Source organism: Curtobacterium sp. MCLR17_051 (assembly GCF_003234395.1).
GTDB classification, from domain to species: Bacteria; Actinomycetota; Actinomycetes; order Actinomycetales; family Microbacteriaceae; genus Curtobacterium; species Curtobacterium flaccumfaciens.
Genome location: NZ_QKTA01000006.1, coordinates 29,804 through 46,822 on the forward strand (window position 1 = coordinate 29,804; position 17,019 = coordinate 46,822).

Here is a 17,019-nt window from a genome sequence, read left to right on the forward strand (position 1 = left end):
GACCGCATGGTCACTCCCGTCGCCGTCGTCGGCGCCACCGGTCGTCTCGGGGGCCTCGTGGCGTCCGTCGTCGAGGAACTCCCGGAGTTCGAGCTCGTCGCCCGCCTGTCGTCGAAGGACGGCGCGCACGAGGCGCCGCCGTCGGTCTTCGGCGGTGCGACCCTGGTGGTCGACGTGACGGTGCCGTCGCTCAGCCCGGCGATCGTGGAGAACGCGCTGTCGAGCGGCGCGAACGTGCTCGTCGGCACCTCCGGCTGGTCGCTCGACCGGCTCGCGAAGCTCCGCACCGGGCTGCGGGAACGCCCGGACCAGGGGGTGCTCGTGGTCCCGAACTTCTCGATCGGCTCCGTGCTCGGCACCCACCTGGCGACGATCGCGGCACCGTGGTTCCCCGCCGCCGAGATCGTCGAGACCCACCACGCCGGCAAGATCGACTCGCCCTCGGGCACCGCGGTGCGCACCGCCGAGCTGATGGCCGACGCCCGGCGCGAGGTCGGTCCCGTGGACGCCCCGCACGTCGACCAGCGCGCCCGCGGCCAGCAGGTCGCCAGCGTGCCCATCCACTCGCTCCGGCTCCCCGGGGTGAAGGCCGTGCAGGACGTCGTGCTGAGCGGACCCGGCGAGACGCTGACGATCCGGCACGACACCAACGACGACGTCGCCTACGTCGCGGGCATCCGTGCGGCGCTGGCGAACGTGGTGTCGGCGCGGGGCCTCACCGTGGGCCTCGGCAGCGTCCTCGGCATCGGCTGACCGCCGTGGGTCGGATGGAGCGGGCCGGACGCACGATCCGCTCGCCGTTCTGGGGTGCAGCGCTGATGGCGGTGCTGCTCGCCCTGTACATCGTGCTCGTCGGGCAGCGCGCCGTCGCCTTCATCGCGACCGGGATCCCGATCGGCATCGGCATCGGCGTCGCGCTGTTCGTCGTCGCCGCGATCGGGGCGCTCCTGCTCGTGCTGGAGTTCCGCTTCGGCATCCGCATCACCCGGCTCGGCGCGCGGCTCGAGGCCGAGGGCGGCACCCCGGACGACGTCGTCCCGGTGCGGCCGTCGGGCCGGCCGATCCGCGACGCCGCCGATGAGCTGTTCCCGCGGTACCGCGACGCGGTCGGGCAGGACCCGGCCGACTGGCGTGCCTGGTACCGGCTCGGTGTGGTCTACGACGCCGCCGGTGACCGCAAGCGCGCACGGTCGGCGATGCGCACCGCCCTGGCGCGCGCCGCCGACCGCTGACCCCGGGGCCGGAGGCGGATCAGAAGACGGCGTCGATCGCGTCCGCCGCCTGCGTGTACCGGAACGTGTAGCCGGACTCGAGCAGCTTCGTGGGGACCATCCGCTGGCTCGACAGGAGCATGTCGTCGGCGGCGTCCCGCAGCGCCAGGCGCAGGGCGAACTCGGGGATCCGGAAGAGGTACGGGCGGTGCAGGACCTCGGCGACGTGCTTCGTGATGCGGTCGGCCACGACGGGCTCGGGGCCCGCCAGGTTCACCGGACCCGACACGTCCGGTGCCGCGGTCGCCAGGTGCACGATCGCGCCGACCTCGTCCTCGAGTGCGATCCAGGGCCAGTGCTGGCCACCGGTGCCGAGCCGGCTGCCGACGCCGAGCTTCGTCAGCGGGACGAGCGGCGCGAGCGCACCGCCGCCCTTGCCGATGACGATGCCGGTGCGGAGCGTGACGACCCGGACCCCGGCGGGAGCGGCGTTCGCGGCGGCTTCCCACGCGGTGCAGACGTCGGCGAGGAAGCCCGTGCCCGCGGCGGCGTCGTCCTGCAGCACGTCGGCCGGGCGATCGCCGTACACGCCCGAGGCCGAGCCCGACAGGAACAGCGCCGGGGGAGTGGCGGCGTGCCGCATCGCCTCGACCAGGGTGTCGGTGGCGTCGATGCGCGAGCTGCGGATCTCCTTGCGGTAGGCGTCCGTCCAGGGCAGCTTGCCGATGTTCGCGCCGGCCAGGTTGATCACCACGTCGGCGCCGTCGAGGATCGCCGGGTCGAGCGGACGCCGCCCCGGTGCCCAGCGGAACTCGGTCGCGGTGCGTGCTTCGCGGCGGACGAGCGTGGTCACGTGGTGCCCCGCCTCGCGCAGGGCGCGGACGAGGGGCGTCCCGATGAACCCGGACGAGCCGGCCACCAGGATCGAGAGCGGTTGTTCCGTCGTGTCGGGCATACCCGCAACGCTACTCACACCGACGTAGGCTTCTGTGTGTGACCGACAGCGAGACCGTACAGCCCGACGCCTCCGTCCCGACGCCCTACGAAGACCTGCTCCGCCGGGTCCTGACCGAGGGCTCGCCGAAGGGTGACCGCACCGGCACCGGCACCCGGAGCCTGTTCGGCGCACAGCTCCGCTACGACCTGTCGAAGGGCTTCCCCCTCGTCAGCACCAAGCGCGTGCACTTCAAGTCGGTCGCGTACGAGCTCCTCTGGTTCCTGCGCGGCGAGGGCAACGCCACCTGGCTGCAGGAGCACGGTGTCCGGATCTGGAACGAGTGGGCGGACGCCGACGGCGACCTCGGCCCGGTGTACGGCGTGCAGTGGCGCTCGTGGCCGACCCCCTCGGGCGAGCACGTCGACCAGATCGCCCAGGTCATCGACCAGATCAAGACCAACCCGGACAGCCGCCGCCTCATCGTCTCGGCGTGGAACGTGGCCGACGTTCCGGACATGGCGCTCGCCCCGTGCCACGCCTTCTTCCAGTTTTACGTCAACGACGGCAAGCTCTCGTGCCAGCTCTACCAGCGGAGCGCCGACATGTTCCTCGGCGTCCCGTTCAACATCGCCTCGTACGCGCTGCTGACCCACATGATCGCAGCGCAGACCGGGCTCGAGGTCGGCGACTTCGTCTGGACCGGCGGCGACTGCCACATCTACGACAACCACGTCGAACAGGTCGAGGAGCAGCTGTCCCGCACGGCGTACCCGATGCCGACGCTCGAACTCGCTCCGCGCGACTCGATCGACGACTACGAGTACGAGGACTTCACCGTCGTCGGTTACGAGCACCACCCGGCGATCAAGGCCGCGGTCGCCGTCTGATGATCGGCATGGTCTGGGCCCGCTCGACCACCGGCGTCATCGGTGCCGACGGCGGCATGCCCTGGCACGTGCCCGAGGACCTGGCGCACTTCAAGCAGGTCACCGGCGACGCGACCGTGCTGATGGGCCGGCGCACCTGGGAGTCCCTGCCCGAGCGCTTCCGGCCGCTGCCCGGTCGGCGCAACGTCGTGCTCACCCGGGACACGACGTGGACGGCCGACGGCGCCGAGGTCGTGCACGACCTGCAGGCCGAACTCGAGCGTGCCGAGGGCGCCGACGAGACCGTGTGGGTCATCGGCGGCGGTCAGGTCTACGCCGCCGCACTCGACGCTGCCGACCACGTCTCCGAGACGCTGATCGACGTCGACGTGCCCGGCGACACCGTCGCACCCACGCTCGACGAGGCGGCCGGCTGGACGCTCGCCGACGAGGGCCCGTGGCAGGAATCCCGCACGGGCACCCGCTACCGGTTCCTGGAGTGGCAACGCCGCGCCTGAGCGCCCGCACGCGCCGGGCGTGACCGGCGGGACGGACGTGATCCGGGCCTCCCGGCCGCGCCGCAGGCGGTCCACCGTCCACGCGGACGGCGGTCCTCGCGCGCATCCCCGGTACGCTGGTGCCCGTGTCCCCGCGTGAGAATCCCTTCGGTCAGGTCCTCGTCGCCCTCGTGACCCCGTTCACGGCCGACGGCGAGGTCGACTGGCCCGGCGTCGAGCAGCACATCGACGACTGCATCACCGCCGGCGCCGACGGCATCGTCGTCACCGGCACGACCGGCGAGACGTCGACGCTGACCGACCCGGAGAAGCTCCGGCTGGTCGAGGTCGGCAAGTCCGTCGCCGCTGGCCGCGCGAAGATCATCACGGGCGGTGGCTCGAACGAGACCGCGCACGCGATCCACCTGTACAAGCAGAGCGAGAAGGCCGGCGCGGACGGCGTGATGATCGTCACGCCGTACTACAACAAGCCGACGCAGTCGGGTGTCCTCACCCACTTCCGGATGATCGCGGACGCCACCGACCTGCCGGTGATCCTGTACGACATCCCGGGCCGCACCGGCATCCCGATCACGTACGACACGATCCTGCGTGCGTCGAAGCACCCGAACATCCTCGCCGTGAAGGACGCCAAGGGCGACTTCGCCGAGGTCTCGCGGGTGCTGAACAACACCGACCTCATGTACTTCTCCGGCGACGACACGAACGTGCTCCCGCACCTGTCGATCGGCGCCACCGGCCTGATCGGCGTGACCGCGAACATCACGAGCGCGCCGTACCGCACCATCGTCGACGCCGTGAACCGGGGCGACCTGGCCACCGCGACGGCCGAGCACAAGCGACTCGAGCCGCTCGTCCGCGCCGTGATGACGCACGTTCCCGGTACCGTGGCCGCCAAGTACATCCTGCACGGGCTCGGCCGCATCGGCAGCCCGCGCGTCCGACTGCCGCTCGTCGGCCCCGAGGACTCCGAGGCGTACGCCATCGAGACCTCCCTCGAAGCCGTGCGCGACGTGCCCGGCGCCGACTTCTCGAACTTCCGCCCCGACCGCAACGCGGCGGCCGGCGGTGCACTACCGAAGGTGCCAGGCACCACCCGCTAGCGAACACCGCGGCGCGCAGCACGCGCGTCGCCCGAATCCGTAGGACCGAATGCCCACACAGATCTCCGAACCGCAGCCGCTCGAAGCCGGCACCCTCCGCGTCGTCCCCATCGGGGGCCTCGGCGAGATCGGTCGCAACATGACCGTCTACGAGTACGAGGGCAAGCTGCTCATCGTCGACGCCGGCGTGCTGTTCCCCGAGGAGCACCAGCCCGGTGTCGACCTGATCCTGCCGGACTTCTCGCCGATCCGTGACCGCCTCGACGACGTCCTCGGTGTCGTGCTCACGCACGGCCACGAAGACCACATCGGCGCCGTCCCGTACCTGCTCAAGCTCCGCGACGACATCCCGCTGATCGGCTCCACGCTGACCCTCGCGCTGGTCGAGGCGAAGCTCAAGGAACACCGGATCAAGCCGTACACGCTCGTCGTGGCCGAGGACCAGACCGAGCAGATCGGCCCGTTCCACCTCGAGTTCGTCGCCGTGAACCACTCCATCCCGGACGCCCTCGCCGTCGCGATCACGACCCCCGCCGGTCGTGTGCTGCACACGGGTGACTTCAAGATGGACCAGCTCCCGCTGGACGACCGCATCACCGACCTCCGTGCGTTCGCCCGTCTGGGCGAGGCCGGCGTGGACCTGTTCCTGCCGGACTCCACGAACGCCGACGTGCCGGGCTTCACCGCTCCGGAGCGCGACATCGGCCCGGTGCTCGAGAACATCATCATGCGCGCCCGCAAGAAGGTCGTCGTGGCGAGCTTCTCGTCGCACGTGCACCGCGTGCAGCAGGTCCTCGACGCCGCCGCGGCCGCGAACCGCAAGGTCGCGTTCATGGGGCGCTCGATGATCCGCAACATGACGATCGCCGCCGACCTCGGGTACCTGCGGGTGCCGGAGAACGTGCTCATCGACACGAAGAAGGCGAAGAACGTCCCCGACGACCAGATCGTCTACATGTCGACCGGGTCGCAGGGTGAGCCGATGGCCGTCCTGGCCCGCATGGCGAACCTCGAGCACCAGATCGAGATCGGCGAGGGCGACACCGTCATCCTCGCGTCGTCGCTCATCCCGGGCAACGAGAACGCCGTGTACCGCGTCATCGACGGGCTGACGAAGCTCGGTGCGAAGGTCGTGCACAAGGGCAACGCGAAGGTGCACGTCTCCGGACACGCCTCCGCCGGCGAGCTGCTCTACTGCTACAACATCCTGCGGCCGCGCAACGTTCTCCCCGTCCACGGCGAGCACCGCCACCTGTACGCGAACGCCGACCTGGCGATCCAGACGGGTGTCCCGCCGCGCAACGTGATCCTCGGGCAGGACGGCATCGTCGTCGACCTGAAGGACGGCGTCGCGACGGTCGCCGGCCAGCTCGACATCGGCTACGTCTACGTCGACGGCTCCACCGTCGGCGAGATCACCGACGCCGACCTGAAGGACCGCCGCGTCCTGGCGGAAGAGGGCTTCATCTCGATCTTCTGCGCGGTGGACTTCACCACCGGGCAGTGCGTGATCGGCCCGGAGATCCAGTCGCGTGGCTTCGCCGAGGACGACTCCGTGTTCGACGACGTCCGCCCGCAGATCGCCAAGGCGATCTCCGAGGCCGCGGCCAACGGCACGCGCGACTCGCACGCCTTCGCGCAGGTCGTCCGTCGCACGGTCGGTCGCTGGGTGAACACCAAGCACCGCCGTCGTCCGATGATCGTCCCGGTGGTCATCGAGGCGTAGGGCCCGTTCGCGGGTGGGCGCGCGTTCGCGTTCGCGTCCGTCCGGCCCGGGAGGCCCGTCCAGCGTCCGTCACGGACGCTGCGGCGGGCCTTCCTGCGTTTGTCCTGAGCGGGCGTTAGGGTTCTGCCCATGGCCGGAGGCACCAAGTCGACCACGCGCTCGCGCGCGTCCACGTCGTCCCGTGGCAACGGGACGCGCGGTTCGTCGCGCACCCAGGCCACGACGAAGAAGCTGCCGCAGGCCGCACCCACGCCGGTGTTCCGCGAGCAGAACCCGCTCGTGACATTCTGGCTCGCGATGGCGCACGGCGTCGGCGCGATGTTCCGGCTGCTCGGCAAGGAGACCCTCGAGAAGGACCAGCGGCGCGACGGGTTCCCGTTCCTGCTGTTCCTGCTGGCCATCGCCGGCGGGGTCGTCGAGTGGCTCAACCCGACCAACAGTGTCTCCGTCGCACTCGACGCGTACACGTTCGGTGGGCTGTTCGGCCGCCTCGCGTTCGCCCTGCCCGTCATCATGATCGTGTTCGCCGGGTGGTTGTTCCGGCACCCGGCCTCGGTGCACGACAACACCCGGATCGGCATCGGCCTGGGCATCCTGATCGTGTCGATCGCCTCGCTCTGCCACGTCTTCGGCGGCCGTCCGAGCGCGGCCGACGGCATGCCCGCGCTCGCTGCCGCCGGTGGGGTGCTCGGCTGGGTGGTCATCGGCTGGCTCGTCACGATCGCGACGGCCTGGGTGGCCGTCCCCGTGGCGATCGTGCTGCTGGTGCTCTCGCTCTTCATCATCACCAAGACACCGCCGAACAAGCTCGGGCGGCGCCTGCACGAGCTCTACGCCTACCTGTTCGGCGCCCCGGCCCCCGCAGCAGAACCCGAGGCCGACGCCGCCGCCGTGGCGGAGCCCGCTGCCCGCGCCCGCACGTCGAAGCGCGGCAAGAAGGGCGACACCGACTTCCAGCTGTTCGACGACCTCGGGTTCGGTGACGAGCAGGCCGCTGCCGACGCCGAAGCCGGTGGCGACAACGTGCCGTGGTGGCGCCGGAACAAGTCCGGGCGCGAAGAGGACCCGGCGTACGACAGCCCCGTCCTGCCCCCGGCCACCGGGGTCGCCCCGGCTGCCGCTGCCGTCGCACCAGCTGCCCCCGTCGTGCCCGCTGCGCCCGCGGTGAGCCCGAACGCCGGTGCCGCCGCCGGGCTCGTCGACCTCACGCCGGCCGAGCCCGCGTCGGTCAACCTCAACGACTCCGTCGAGCAGGACCTGCAGGACGCCGAGCAGGCGCTCCGCGCGTTCGGCACCGACGTCCCCGCGCGGCCGGAGCCGACCGCCGACATCCGTCCCGCGGTGCCCGAGGTGCTGTCCGAGCCCGAGATCGTCGACGAGCCAGAGGACATCGACGCCGCCGCCGAGCTGAGCGCCGCCGCCGCCGGTTCCGACGACGATCCGTCGAAGCCCTACCGACTGCCCGCCGCCACGACGCTGAGTTCCGGAACGCCCTCGGTCGCGCGCAGCCAGGCGAACGACGACATCGTCGCCGCCATCACCGGGGTGCTCACCGAGTTCAAGGTCGACGCGAAGGTCACCGGGTTCTCCCGCGGGCCGACGGTGACCCGGTACGAGATCGAGCTCGGCCCGGGCGTCAAGGTCGAGCGGGTCACGGCCCTGTCGAAGAACCTGTCGTACGCGGTGGCCTCGAACGAGGTCCGCATCCTGTCGCCGATCCCGGGCAAGAGCGCCATCGGCGTCGAGATCCCGAACACCGACCGCGAGATCGTCTCGCTCGGTGACGTGCTGCGCTCGAACGCCGCCCGCAAGTCGAAGCACCCGATGACGATCGGCGTCGGCAAGGACGTCGAGGGCGGCTTCGTCGTCGCGAACCTGGCGAAGATGCCGCACCTGCTCGTCGCCGGCTCCACCGGTTCCGGCAAGTCGGTGTTCATCAACTCGATGATCACGTCGCTGCTGATGCGTGCGAAGCCATCCGAGGTCCGCATGGTCCTGGTCGACCCGAAGCGCGTCGAGCTCTCGATCTACGCCGGTGTCCCGCACCTGATCACGCCCATCATCACGAACCCGAAGAAGGCGGCCGAAGCGCTGCAGTGGGTCGTGAAGGAGATGGACATGCGGTACGACGACCTGGCGTCGTTCGGGTTCCGCCACGTCGACGACTTCAACAAGGCGATCGAGAACAACGAGATCGTCCTGCCGGCGGGCAGCGAGCGGAAGCTCAAGCCGTACCCGTACCTGCTCGTCGTCGTCGACGAGCTCGCCGACCTCATGCTCGTGGCGCCGCGTGACGTCGAGGAGTCGATCGTCCGCATCACCCAGCTCGCCCGTGCCGCCGGCATCCACCTGGTGCTCGCGACGCAGCGCCCCTCGGTCGACGTCATCACCGGCCTGATCAAGGCGAACGTGCCGTCGCGCATCGCCTTCGCGGTGACGAGCGTCACGGACTCCCGCGTCATCCTCGACCAGCCCGGCGCCGACAAGCTCATCGGTCAGGGCGACGCCCTCTTCCTGCCGATGGGCTCGTCCAAGTCGCTCCGCGTGCAGGGCGCCTGGGTGCAGGAGGGCGAAGTCGCCGAGGTCGTCCAGCACGTCACGCGGCAGGCGCAGCCCGAGTACCGCCAGGACGTCCAGGCCGTGGTCGAGCGCAAGGAGATCGACGCCGACATCGGTGACGACCTCGAACTCCTGCTCGCGGCCGTCGAGCAGGTCGTGTCGACCCAGTTCGGCTCGACGTCGATGCTGCAGCGCAAGCTCCGCGTCGGCTTCGCCAAGGCCGGTCGCCTGATGGACCTGATGGAGTCGCGCGACATCGTCGGGCCGTCCGAGGGCTCGAAGGCCCGCGACGTCCTGGTGACCGCCGACCAGCTGCCCGCGGTGCTCGCGAAGCTCCGTGGCGAGGAGCCGCCCGCCGCGGCCGCTCCGGCAGCGCCGGCCCCGACGCCGTCCGGCGACGGTGACCGCTACGGAGCAGACCCCGTCGGGGACATGACCCGCGGGTACGATGAAGTCCACGACGAGCCCGATGAGGACGCGTGGGGATTGACGGGCAGGGAGTGACGGCGATGACCGCCTCGGACAGCACGAACACCACGCACGGCGCACGGTTCCCGTGGCGCGGGCGGCTGCTGCGCAAGGGCCCCGGCCCCGCGTCGACCGCGAACGTCGCGAACATCATCACGGTGGTGCGCATCCTCATGGCGCCGCTGTTCTTCGTCCTGCTGCTCACCGACGCCGGCAACGATGGGCCGCTGCGCATCTGGGCGGCGGTCGTCTTCGTCGTGGCCATCGTCACGGACAGCGCCGACGGCATCATCGCCCGTCGGCAGAACCTGGTCACGGACTTCGGCAAGCTCGTGGACCCGATCGCCGACAAGGTGCTCATCGGTGGTGCGCTCGTCGCCCTGTCGATCCTGCAGGAGCTGCCCTGGTACGTCACCGTGCTGATCATGGTGCGCGAGATCGGCATCACGGTCTTCCGGTTCGCGGTGCTCTCCGACCGGGTGATCCCGGCCAGTCGCGGCGGCAAGATCAAGACCGTGCTGCAGGCCGTCGCGCTGACGGCCGCGCTGTTCCCGTGGTGGAACCTGGTCGGCGACTGGGCGCACTGGGTCAACGGCATCCTGATGACGGCCGCGTTCCTGGCAACGATCCTGAGCGGGATCGACTACCTCTGGCAGGCATGGAAGCACAACCGCACCACCGCATGACCGGGCCCGACCGCTCGACGCAGGCCGCGCCTCCCGTCCCGGTCGCACCGGGACTCATCGCCGAGCTGACGGCACGGGGCGAGACCCTCGCCGTGGCGGAGTCGCTGACCGGTGGCCTCGTGGTCGCGACCCTCGTCGACGTGCCGGGCGCGAGTGCCGTCGTCCGCGGCGGCGTCGTGGCCTACGCGACGCCCGTGAAGCACTCCGTGCTCGGGGTCTCGGCGGAGCTGCTCGAGGCCGAGGGCGCCGTGCACCCGGAGGTCGCTCGGCAGATGGCCGCCGGTGTCCGGATCGCGCTGTCCGTCGACGGAGAACCCGCGACCTGGGGGATCAGCACGACGGGCGTCGCGGGCCCGGACCCGCAGGACGGCAAGCCCGTCGGCACCGTCTACGTGGGGATCGCCTCCGCCGCGGGGGCTGAGGCCTTCGAGCTGCACCTCGACGGTGACCGGGGAGCAATCCGGCACGCCACCGTCTCCGAACTCCTTGCACGGATGTCGTCCGAGGTCCGGGGCCGGGAATAGGTCCCGTTTCCACTGGGTTACATCTCACGAAATCTCCAGCAGTACGGCAGCCAGCCTGGCTAACATGCTGCAACCGGCAACGCTATTGTTGCTGAACCCGAACTCGATCCACCGGACCGAGCGGGCGCGGAGACGACAGAGAGGAGGAGTTCTCATGGTTCTCGTTCGTCAGGAAATCGGCGATGTGCTCCGGGACTTCCGCTTGCAGAAGGGCCGGACCCTCCGTCAGGTCGCGTCCAAGGCCAGTGTCGCGCTCGGGTACCTCAGTGAGGTCGAGCGCGGGCAGAAGGAAGCCAGCTCGGAGATCCTCGCGTCCGTCGCGGATGCTCTGGACACGCCCATCTCGACCATCATGCGCGAAGTGGGTGACCGCCTCGCGATCGTCGAGGGGCTGACCCCCGTCCCCGACACGCTCCCGGACGACCTCGTCGCCGAGTTCGACAACGACCTCGCGGTTCGCTGAGCGCACCGCACCGAACGCCCTCGCCGGTCCTTCCCGGCGGGGGCGTTCTGCGTTCCGGCCCACGACCACGCGCCTAGGCTGGTCGGATGCGCGTGAGTGAGTTCTGGCGAGCCGTCGACCAGGTGTTCGGTGAGGCCTACGGGTCCGTGGTCACCCGTGACGTCGTGCTCGAGGGGCTGGGCGGTCGCTCCGCCGTGGACGCCCTCGCGGCTGGCATCGAGGCCCGCCGGGTGTGGGACGCACTGTGCGACTCACAGGACGTCCCGATGGACCGGCGGCACGGCAAGGGCCTCGCCGAACCCCAGGACTGAGCGGGTCCCGCGGGGCCGCGCACCCGAAACTGTGTTCGGCGTGTTGCTCGAACGCGTGTTCGATCGGTGGTAGCTTCCTCCACAGCGGCGTTGCCCGGATGTTCCATCCACAGATCGCGTGACCGTCGGCAGTGATGTCGGTGGCTCGCCATAGGTTGATGGACATCGGGAACAGCCCGAAGCCTTGTCGCAGAACCATCGGCCTTGCACCATCGGCCGGCGTGGACGCGACAGCCTACAGGCGGCCGAACACGAGCACGAAGGAGCACCCCATGCCATCACCGGCAGACCGCGAAAAGGCCCTCGAGACCGCACTCGCACAGATCGACAGGCAGTTCGGCAAGGGTGCGATCATGCGCCTCGGTTCGGACGAACGCGCCCCCGTCAACGTCATCCAGACCGGGTCGGTGGCGCTGGACGTCGCGCTCGGCATCGGTGGCCTGCCCCGCGGCCGCATCGTCGAGATCTACGGCCCGGAGTCGTCGGGTAAGACGACCCTCACCATCCACGCCATCGCCAACGCCCAGCGCGCCGGTGGCATCGCGGCCTTCATCGACGCCGAGCACGCGCTCGACCCCGAGTACGCCAAGAAGCTCGGTGTCGACATCGATGCCCTGCTCGTGTCGCAGCCCGACACCGCCGAGCAGGCGCTCGAGATCGCGGACATGCTGGTCCGCTCCGGCTCCATCGACCTGATCGTCATCGACTCCGTCGCGGCCCTCGTGCCCCGTGCCGAGATCGAGGGCGAGATGGGTGACTCGCACGTCGGTCTGCAGGCCCGCCTCATGTCCCAGGCGCTGCGAAAGCTCGCCGGTGGCCTGAACCAGACGCAGACCACGATGATCTTCATCAACCAGCTGCGCGAGAAGATCGGCGTGTTCTTCGGTTCGCCCGAGACCACCTCGGGCGGTAAGGCGCTGAAGTTCTACGCGTCCGTGCGCCTCGACATCCGCCGCATCGAGACGCTCAAGAGCGGCACCGACGCAGTGGGCAACCGCACGCGCGTCAAGGTCGTCAAGAACAAGATGGCGCCGCCCTTCAAGCAGGCCGAGTTCGACATCCTGTACGGCGTCGGCATCTCGCGCGAAGGCTCGCTGCTCGACTTCGGTGTCGACCACGGCATCGTCAAGAAGTCGGGTGCCTGGTACACCTACGACGGCGACCAGCTCGGGCAGGGCAAGGAGAACTCGCGTTCCTTCCTGATCCAGAACCCCGAGATCGCTGCCGACATCGAAGGCAAGATCCTCGCCAAGCTCGGCGTCGGCGGCGCCAAGGCCGAGGACGCCCCGGTCGAGTCGATCGCGCCGAAGCTCGCGGAGCGCAAGGGCGCGTGAGCACCGATCACGACGACGACGGCCTCGCACCGGTCACCGACCTGTTCGGTGCGAGGTCGCGTCGCCGTGCCCCCGTCACCCCGGTGGCGCCGGCGATCCCCGAGCCTCCGGTGTCACCGGACGAACCGCGCGACACCGACGGCTGGGCACTGCCCGAGTCGGACGAAGATCGTGCGGACGAGTTCCCCGCATCGTTCGACGCTGATTCGCCGGTGCCCCTGCACGGTGCCCGCGGGCCGGCGGCGTGGGTGTCGCCCGTCATCGGAGACGGCAGCGGGCGCTCGAGCCGTGCGGAGCAGGACGGCTACGACTCCGAGACGGCTGACGCCACCACGGCGTCGGTGTTCTCCATCGCCGGCGGCGAGGAGATCGACCCGGCCGACGCACCCCGTCCGCTCGACGAACAGCGCGCGGACGCCGAACGGCTCAGCCTGCGTGCCCTCGGGCGCAAGGGCGTGAGCGAGTCCGAGATGCGGACCCTGCTGCTGCAGCAGGACCTCGACCCCGACGTGGTCGAGCACGAGATCGAACGGTTGACCCGTGTCGGGCTCCTGGACGACGTCGCCCTCGCCACCGACCTGGTGGATCGGCTGCACGCCCGCAAGGGCCTCGGTCGACAGGGTGTCGTGACGGAGCTCCGTCGCCGGGGGATCGACCAGGTGGCGATCGACACCGCACTCGACGAAGCCGCCGACGACGAGGACGACGAGTTCCTCCGCGCGCAGGAACTCGCCGACAAGCGGGCGCCGCAGATGCGCGGACTCGACCGGGCCACCGCGGAACGCCGGCTGTCCGGCTTCCTGATGCGCAAGGGCTACAGCTCCGGCGTCGTCCGGATCGCTGTGGCACGTGCCCTCGACGGTGGCGGGAAGCGGCCGCCTTCCGGCCGCGGGACCGTCCGGTTCGAGTAGCCGCTCCGACCTACACTGGGACGACCATGGCCACCGTCGAAGCGCGCCCCCGCACCTACGAAGTCCGCACCTACGGGTGCCAGATGAACGTCCACGACTCCGAGCGGTTGAGCGGGTCACTGCAGGCCGCGGGCTACACCGCGGCGGACGGTGCGCAGGCCGACGTCGTCGTCATCAACACCTGCGCGGTGCGCGAGAACGCGGACAACCGCCTGTACGGCAACCTCGGGCAGCTCGCGGGGATCAAGCGCGAGCACCCCGGCATGCAGATCGCCGTCGGCGGGTGCCTGGCGCAGAAGGACAAGAACGTCATCCTCGAGAAGGCGCCGTGGGTCGACGTCGTCTTCGGCACGCACAACATGGGGTCGCTGCCGACCCTGCTCGAGCGGGCGCGGCACAACGACGAGGCGCAGATCGAGATCCTCGAGGCGCTCGACGTCTTCCCGTCGACGCTGCCCACCAAGCGCGACTCGACGCACAGCGGCTGGGTCTCCATCTCCGTCGGCTGCAACAACACCTGCACGTTCTGCATCGTCCCCTCGCTCCGTGGCAAGGAGAAGGACCGCCGTCCCGGTGACGTCCTGGCCGAGATCCAAGCGCTCGTCGACGACGGCGCGATCGAGGTCACGCTGCTCGGGCAGAACGTGAACTCCTACGGGGTCGAGTTCGGCGACCGACAGGCGTTCGGCAAGCTGCTGCGGGCCACCGGTGCCATCGAGGGCCTCGAGCGCGTCCGCTTCACGAGCCCGCACCCGGCGGCGTTCACCGACGACGTCATCGACGCGATGGCCGAGACCCCGAACGTGATGCCCCAGCTGCACATGCCGTTGCAGTCGGGTTCCGACCGGGTGCTCAAGGCCATGCGCCGGAGCTACCGCAGCGAGCGGTTCCTCGGCATCCTCGACCGCGTCCGCGCGAAGATCCCGCACGCGGCGATCTCCACCGACATCATCGTCGGGTTCCCCGGCGAGACGGACGCCGACTTCGAGGACACCCTGCGCGTCGTCGAGCAGGCACGGTTCGCCTCGGCGTTCACGTTCCAGTACTCGATCCGCCCGGGGACCCCGGCCGCGACGATGGACGACCAGCTGCCGAAGCACATCGTGCAGGAGCGCTACGAGCGACTCGTCGCCCTGCAGGAACGCATCACCGCGGAAGAGAACGCGCTGCAGGTCGGCCGGAGCGTCGAGGTGCTCGTCGCGTCGGGCGAAGGCCGCAAGGACGACGCCACCCACCGGCTCTCCGGTCGCGCGGAGGACTCCCGGCTCGTGCACTTCACCGTGCCCGCCGGGTCCGAGGTTCCGCGTCCGGGCGACGTGGTCACCGTCGACATCACCCGTGCCGCACCGCACTTCCTGCTCGCCGACGACGACGCGCCGCTGCGCATCCGACGCACCCGGGCCGGTGACGCCTGGGACCGCGCGCAGGCCGAGAGCTGCGGCGTGCCCACTCCCGCTGCCGCCACGGGCGACGGACCCCGTCCGGTCTCGCTCGGGCTGCCCACGCTCCGTGTCGGGCGCTGAGCTCCCCGGGGCTGCGCCGACGAGCGACGCGTCGCCCGCACCCGGTGACGCCGCGGGCCTGATCGCAGTCGTCGGGGCGACGGGCACCGGGAAGTCCGACCTCGGCATCGCGATCGCGGAACGGTTGCGTGCTGCGGGCCGGAACGCCGAGATCATCAACGCGGACGCCATGCAGCTGTACCGGGGCATGGACATCGGCACCGCGAAGCTCCCGCCGGCCGAGCGGCACGGCATCCCGCACCACCAGCTCGACGTGCTCGACGTCACCGACGAGGCGAGCGTCGCCGCGTACCAGGTCGCCGCCCGCGCCGACGTCGACCGGATCCAGGCCGACGGTGGCGTGGCCGTCCTCGTCGGCGGCAGCGGCCTGTACGTCTCCGCGGTGCTGTTCGACCTGGCGTTCCCGGGCACCGATCCCGCGCTCCGCGCGCAGCTCGAGCGCGAGCACGAGGAGCTCGGCCCGGGCATCCTGCTCGAGCGACTCCGCGCCCTCGACCCGGCGGCCGCCGCGACGATCGACGCGCGCAACCCACGGCGGTTGATCCGTGCACTCGAGATCGCGAGCCGATCCGAGGTCGTGACCCCGAGCCTCCCGGCCGCGCCCCGCGCCTGGCGACCGTCCCGGATCCTGCACCTGCGGCGTGACCGCGAGCAGCTGGTGTCGGCGCTGCACGAGCGGGCCGCGCGGATGTTCGAGGCCGGACTCGTCGACGAGGTCGCGGCCCTCCGCGAGCAGGGACTCGAGCAGGGCAAGACCGCGCGGGGCGCCATCGGGTACTCGCAGGCGCTCGAGGTGCTCGCCGGTACGGCGACCCGCGAACAGGCGGTCGAGGCGACCGGCATCGCGACCCGGAAGTACGCCCGGCGGCAGGTGTCGTGGTTCCGCCGGTACGCCGCGGCCGAGACGCTCGACGTCACGGGGGCGGACCGCGGCGACCTGTCGGAACTGGCCCGTAGGATCGTGCCGTGACCGAGCTGCACTTCACCAAGGGCCAGGGGACCGGCAACGACTTCGTCCTGTTCGCCGACCCCGACGCCACCGTCGACCTGACCCCCGAGCGGATCCGCGCCATCGCGGACCGGCGCTTCGGCGTGGGCGGCGACGGCGTGATCCGCGCCGTGCGGTCCGAGGCCATCCCGGAGGGTCGTGCGCTCGTGGCCGTCGAGCCCGAGGCGACCTGGTTCATGGACTACCACAACGCCGACGGCACGGTCGCGGAGATGTGCGGCAACGGCATCCGCGTGTTCGCCCGGTACCTGACCGAGTCCGGCCTGGTCGAGCTCGCTCCCGGCGAGACGCTCACCGTCGGCAGTCGCAAGGGGCTGGTCGACATCCAGCGCACCACGAACGGTTTCGCCGCCGACCTCGGCCGCTGGGGCCTGGGCATCGAGGGCGGTGGTTCCGACGACGTGCTCGTCCGGGCGAAGAACCTCGACGGGGCGCGGCCCGGCATCGGCATCGACGTGGGCAACCCGCACGTGGTCGTCGCCGTCGAGACCGAGGACGAACTGGCCGACCTCGACCTGACGTTCCTGCCGGTGCTCGATCCGGCGCCGGAGCACGGTGCGAACGTCGAGTTCGTGCTGCCCGGCGACCCCCTCATCAAGGACGGCGTCGGCGAGATCACGATGCGGGTGCACGAGCGGGGGAGCGGTGAGACGCTCTCGTGCGGCACCGGGGCCGTCGCTGCGGCCCTCGCCACGCGCTACTGGGTCGGTGCAGGGGCGCCGGACACCTGGCGCGTGCGGGTGCCGGGCGGGCTGCTGACGGTGCGGATGACGGCGACCGAGGACGGCGAGCACGTGTCGCTGTCCGGTCCCGCCGAGCTCGTGTTCTCCGGCGACCTGACGGTCTGACGGTCTGACGGTCTGACGCGGA

17 protein-coding genes are annotated in these 17,019 nt (G+C 70.7%); 16 read left to right on the top strand and 1 reads right to left on the bottom strand.

Features of this window, described 5'->3' with window-relative positions:
- The first annotated feature begins 6 nt into the window (after positions 1-6).
- Together DEJ06_RS07180 and DEJ06_RS07185 are read left to right on the top strand one after the other, a co-directional pair.
- On the top strand, positions 7-753 hold the full coding sequence (locus tag DEJ06_RS07180) for a 4-hydroxy-tetrahydrodipicolinate reductase (RefSeq protein ID WP_258372445.1): 747 nt from the start codon (positions 7-9) through the stop codon (positions 751-753).
- A gap of 14 nt (positions 754-767) precedes the next feature.
- Positions 768-1,232 (top strand): tetratricopeptide repeat protein, encoded by a 465-nt coding sequence (locus DEJ06_RS07185; RefSeq protein WP_111038870.1) that lies wholly within the window; start codon positions 768-770, stop codon positions 1,230-1,232.
- A gap of 19 nt (positions 1,233-1,251) precedes the next feature.
- Here the strand turns inward: DEJ06_RS07185 and DEJ06_RS07190 are convergent, their stop codons facing one another.
- A complete protein-coding gene (locus tag DEJ06_RS07190) occupies positions 1,252-2,166 on the bottom strand; it encodes a TIGR01777 family oxidoreductase (protein WP_111038871.1) in 915 nt (304 codons plus the stop codon).
- A 38-nt stretch (positions 2,167-2,204) separates the two neighbouring features.
- Here DEJ06_RS07190 and DEJ06_RS07195 point away from each other — a divergent pair, with 38 nt between their 5' ends.
- From DEJ06_RS07195 to dapF, 14 genes are all read left to right on the top strand, one after another.
- Positions 2,205-3,035 carry a thymidylate synthase gene (locus DEJ06_RS07195; RefSeq protein ID WP_111038872.1) on the top strand — a complete coding sequence of 277 codons (831 nt, stop codon included), beginning with the start codon at positions 2,205-2,207 and terminating at the stop codon, positions 3,033-3,035.
- Positions 3,035-3,532 carry a dihydrofolate reductase gene (locus tag DEJ06_RS07200; RefSeq protein ID WP_110864737.1) on the top strand — a complete coding sequence of 166 codons (498 nt, stop codon included), beginning with the start codon at positions 3,035-3,037 and terminating at the stop codon, positions 3,530-3,532. Before DEJ06_RS07195 ends, DEJ06_RS07200 begins: the two co-directional genes overlap by 1 nt.
- 125 nt (positions 3,533-3,657) lie before the next feature.
- On the top strand, positions 3,658-4,635 hold the full coding sequence (gene dapA / locus DEJ06_RS07205; RefSeq protein ID WP_017885921.1) for a 4-hydroxy-tetrahydrodipicolinate synthase: 978 nt from the start codon (positions 3,658-3,660) through the stop codon (positions 4,633-4,635).
- 49 nt (positions 4,636-4,684) lie between these two features.
- On the top strand, positions 4,685-6,361 hold the full coding sequence (locus tag DEJ06_RS07210) for a ribonuclease J (protein WP_027464761.1): 1,677 nt from the start codon (positions 4,685-4,687) through the stop codon (positions 6,359-6,361).
- A 129-nt stretch (positions 6,362-6,490) separates the two neighbouring features.
- On the top strand, positions 6,491-9,424 hold the full coding sequence (locus DEJ06_RS07215) for a DNA translocase FtsK (RefSeq protein WP_111038873.1): 2,934 nt from the start codon (positions 6,491-6,493) through the stop codon (positions 9,422-9,424).
- Positions 9,425-9,429: 5 nt separating this feature from the next.
- Positions 9,430-10,074, top strand: coding sequence for a CDP-diacylglycerol--glycerol-3-phosphate 3-phosphatidyltransferase (gene pgsA / locus DEJ06_RS07220; RefSeq protein WP_071405653.1), 645 nt, complete (start codon positions 9,430-9,432; stop codon positions 10,072-10,074).
- Positions 10,071-10,598 carry a CinA family protein gene (locus DEJ06_RS07225; RefSeq protein ID WP_110864739.1) on the top strand — a complete coding sequence of 176 codons (528 nt, stop codon included), beginning with the start codon at positions 10,071-10,073 and terminating at the stop codon, positions 10,596-10,598. The genes pgsA and DEJ06_RS07225 overlap by 4 nt, the downstream gene beginning before the upstream one ends.
- A gap of 154 nt (positions 10,599-10,752) precedes the next feature.
- Positions 10,753-11,061 carry a helix-turn-helix domain-containing protein gene (locus tag DEJ06_RS07230; protein ID WP_027464765.1) on the top strand — a complete coding sequence of 103 codons (309 nt, stop codon included), beginning with the start codon at positions 10,753-10,755 and terminating at the stop codon, positions 11,059-11,061.
- Between the two features lie 86 nt (positions 11,062-11,147).
- Positions 11,148-11,372, top strand: coding sequence for a DUF3046 domain-containing protein (locus tag DEJ06_RS07235; protein ID WP_071405602.1), 225 nt, complete (start codon positions 11,148-11,150; stop codon positions 11,370-11,372).
- A 272-nt stretch (positions 11,373-11,644) separates the two neighbouring features.
- The gene (gene recA, locus DEJ06_RS07240) at positions 11,645-12,706 is read left to right on the top strand and encodes a recombinase RecA (RefSeq protein ID WP_027464767.1); all 1,062 of its coding nucleotides are present in this window, start codon (positions 11,645-11,647) and stop codon (positions 12,704-12,706) included.
- Positions 12,703-13,617, top strand: coding sequence for a regulatory protein RecX (locus DEJ06_RS07245; protein WP_111038874.1), 915 nt, complete (start codon positions 12,703-12,705; stop codon positions 13,615-13,617). The genes recA and DEJ06_RS07245 overlap by 4 nt, the downstream gene beginning before the upstream one ends.
- A 26-nt stretch (positions 13,618-13,643) precedes the next feature.
- Positions 13,644-15,140 carry a tRNA (N6-isopentenyl adenosine(37)-C2)-methylthiotransferase MiaB gene (gene miaB, locus DEJ06_RS07250; RefSeq protein ID WP_111038875.1) on the top strand — a complete coding sequence of 499 codons (1,497 nt, stop codon included), beginning with the start codon at positions 13,644-13,646 and terminating at the stop codon, positions 15,138-15,140.
- A 58-nt stretch (positions 15,141-15,198) separates the two neighbouring features.
- Positions 15,199-16,110, top strand: a complete 912-nt coding sequence (gene miaA, locus DEJ06_RS07255) for a tRNA (adenosine(37)-N6)-dimethylallyltransferase MiaA (RefSeq protein ID WP_111038955.1) — start codon at positions 15,199-15,201, stop codon at positions 16,108-16,110.
- Entirely contained in the window at positions 16,107-16,997 is an 891-nt protein-coding gene (dapF, locus tag DEJ06_RS07260) for a diaminopimelate epimerase (protein WP_027464770.1), read from the top strand. Before miaA ends, dapF begins: the two co-directional genes overlap by 4 nt.
- Positions 16,998-17,019: the final 22 nt, after the last annotated feature.

Excerpts from the sequence above, each read along its gene's own strand:
- DEJ06_RS07180 (WP_258372445.1), top strand. The coding sequence starts at position 7 with ATGGTCACTCCCGTCGCCGTCGTCGGCGCCACCGGTCGTCTCGGGGGC.
- DEJ06_RS07185 (WP_111038870.1), top strand. The coding sequence starts at position 768 with ATGGAGCGGGCCGGACGCACGATCCGCTCGCCGTTCTGGGGTGCAGCG.
- DEJ06_RS07190 (WP_111038871.1), bottom strand. The coding sequence starts at position 2,166 with ATGCCCGACACGACGGAACAACCGCTCTCGATCCTGGTGGCCGGCTCG.
- DEJ06_RS07200 (WP_110864737.1), top strand. The coding sequence starts at position 3,035 with ATGATCGGCATGGTCTGGGCCCGCTCGACCACCGGCGTCATCGGTGCC.
- DEJ06_RS07210 (WP_027464761.1), top strand. The coding sequence starts at position 4,685 with ATGCCCACACAGATCTCCGAACCGCAGCCGCTCGAAGCCGGCACCCTC.
- DEJ06_RS07215 (WP_111038873.1), top strand. The coding sequence starts at position 6,491 with ATGGCCGGAGGCACCAAGTCGACCACGCGCTCGCGCGCGTCCACGTCG.
- pgsA (WP_071405653.1), top strand. The coding sequence starts at position 9,430 with ATGACCGCCTCGGACAGCACGAACACCACGCACGGCGCACGGTTCCCG.
- DEJ06_RS07225 (WP_110864739.1), top strand. The coding sequence starts at position 10,071 with ATGACCGGGCCCGACCGCTCGACGCAGGCCGCGCCTCCCGTCCCGGTC.
- DEJ06_RS07230 (WP_027464765.1), top strand. The coding sequence starts at position 10,753 with ATGGTTCTCGTTCGTCAGGAAATCGGCGATGTGCTCCGGGACTTCCGC.
- DEJ06_RS07235 (WP_071405602.1), top strand. The coding sequence starts at position 11,148 with ATGCGCGTGAGTGAGTTCTGGCGAGCCGTCGACCAGGTGTTCGGTGAG.
- recA (WP_027464767.1), top strand. The coding sequence starts at position 11,645 with ATGCCATCACCGGCAGACCGCGAAAAGGCCCTCGAGACCGCACTCGCA.
- miaB (WP_111038875.1), top strand. The coding sequence starts at position 13,644 with ATGGCCACCGTCGAAGCGCGCCCCCGCACCTACGAAGTCCGCACCTAC.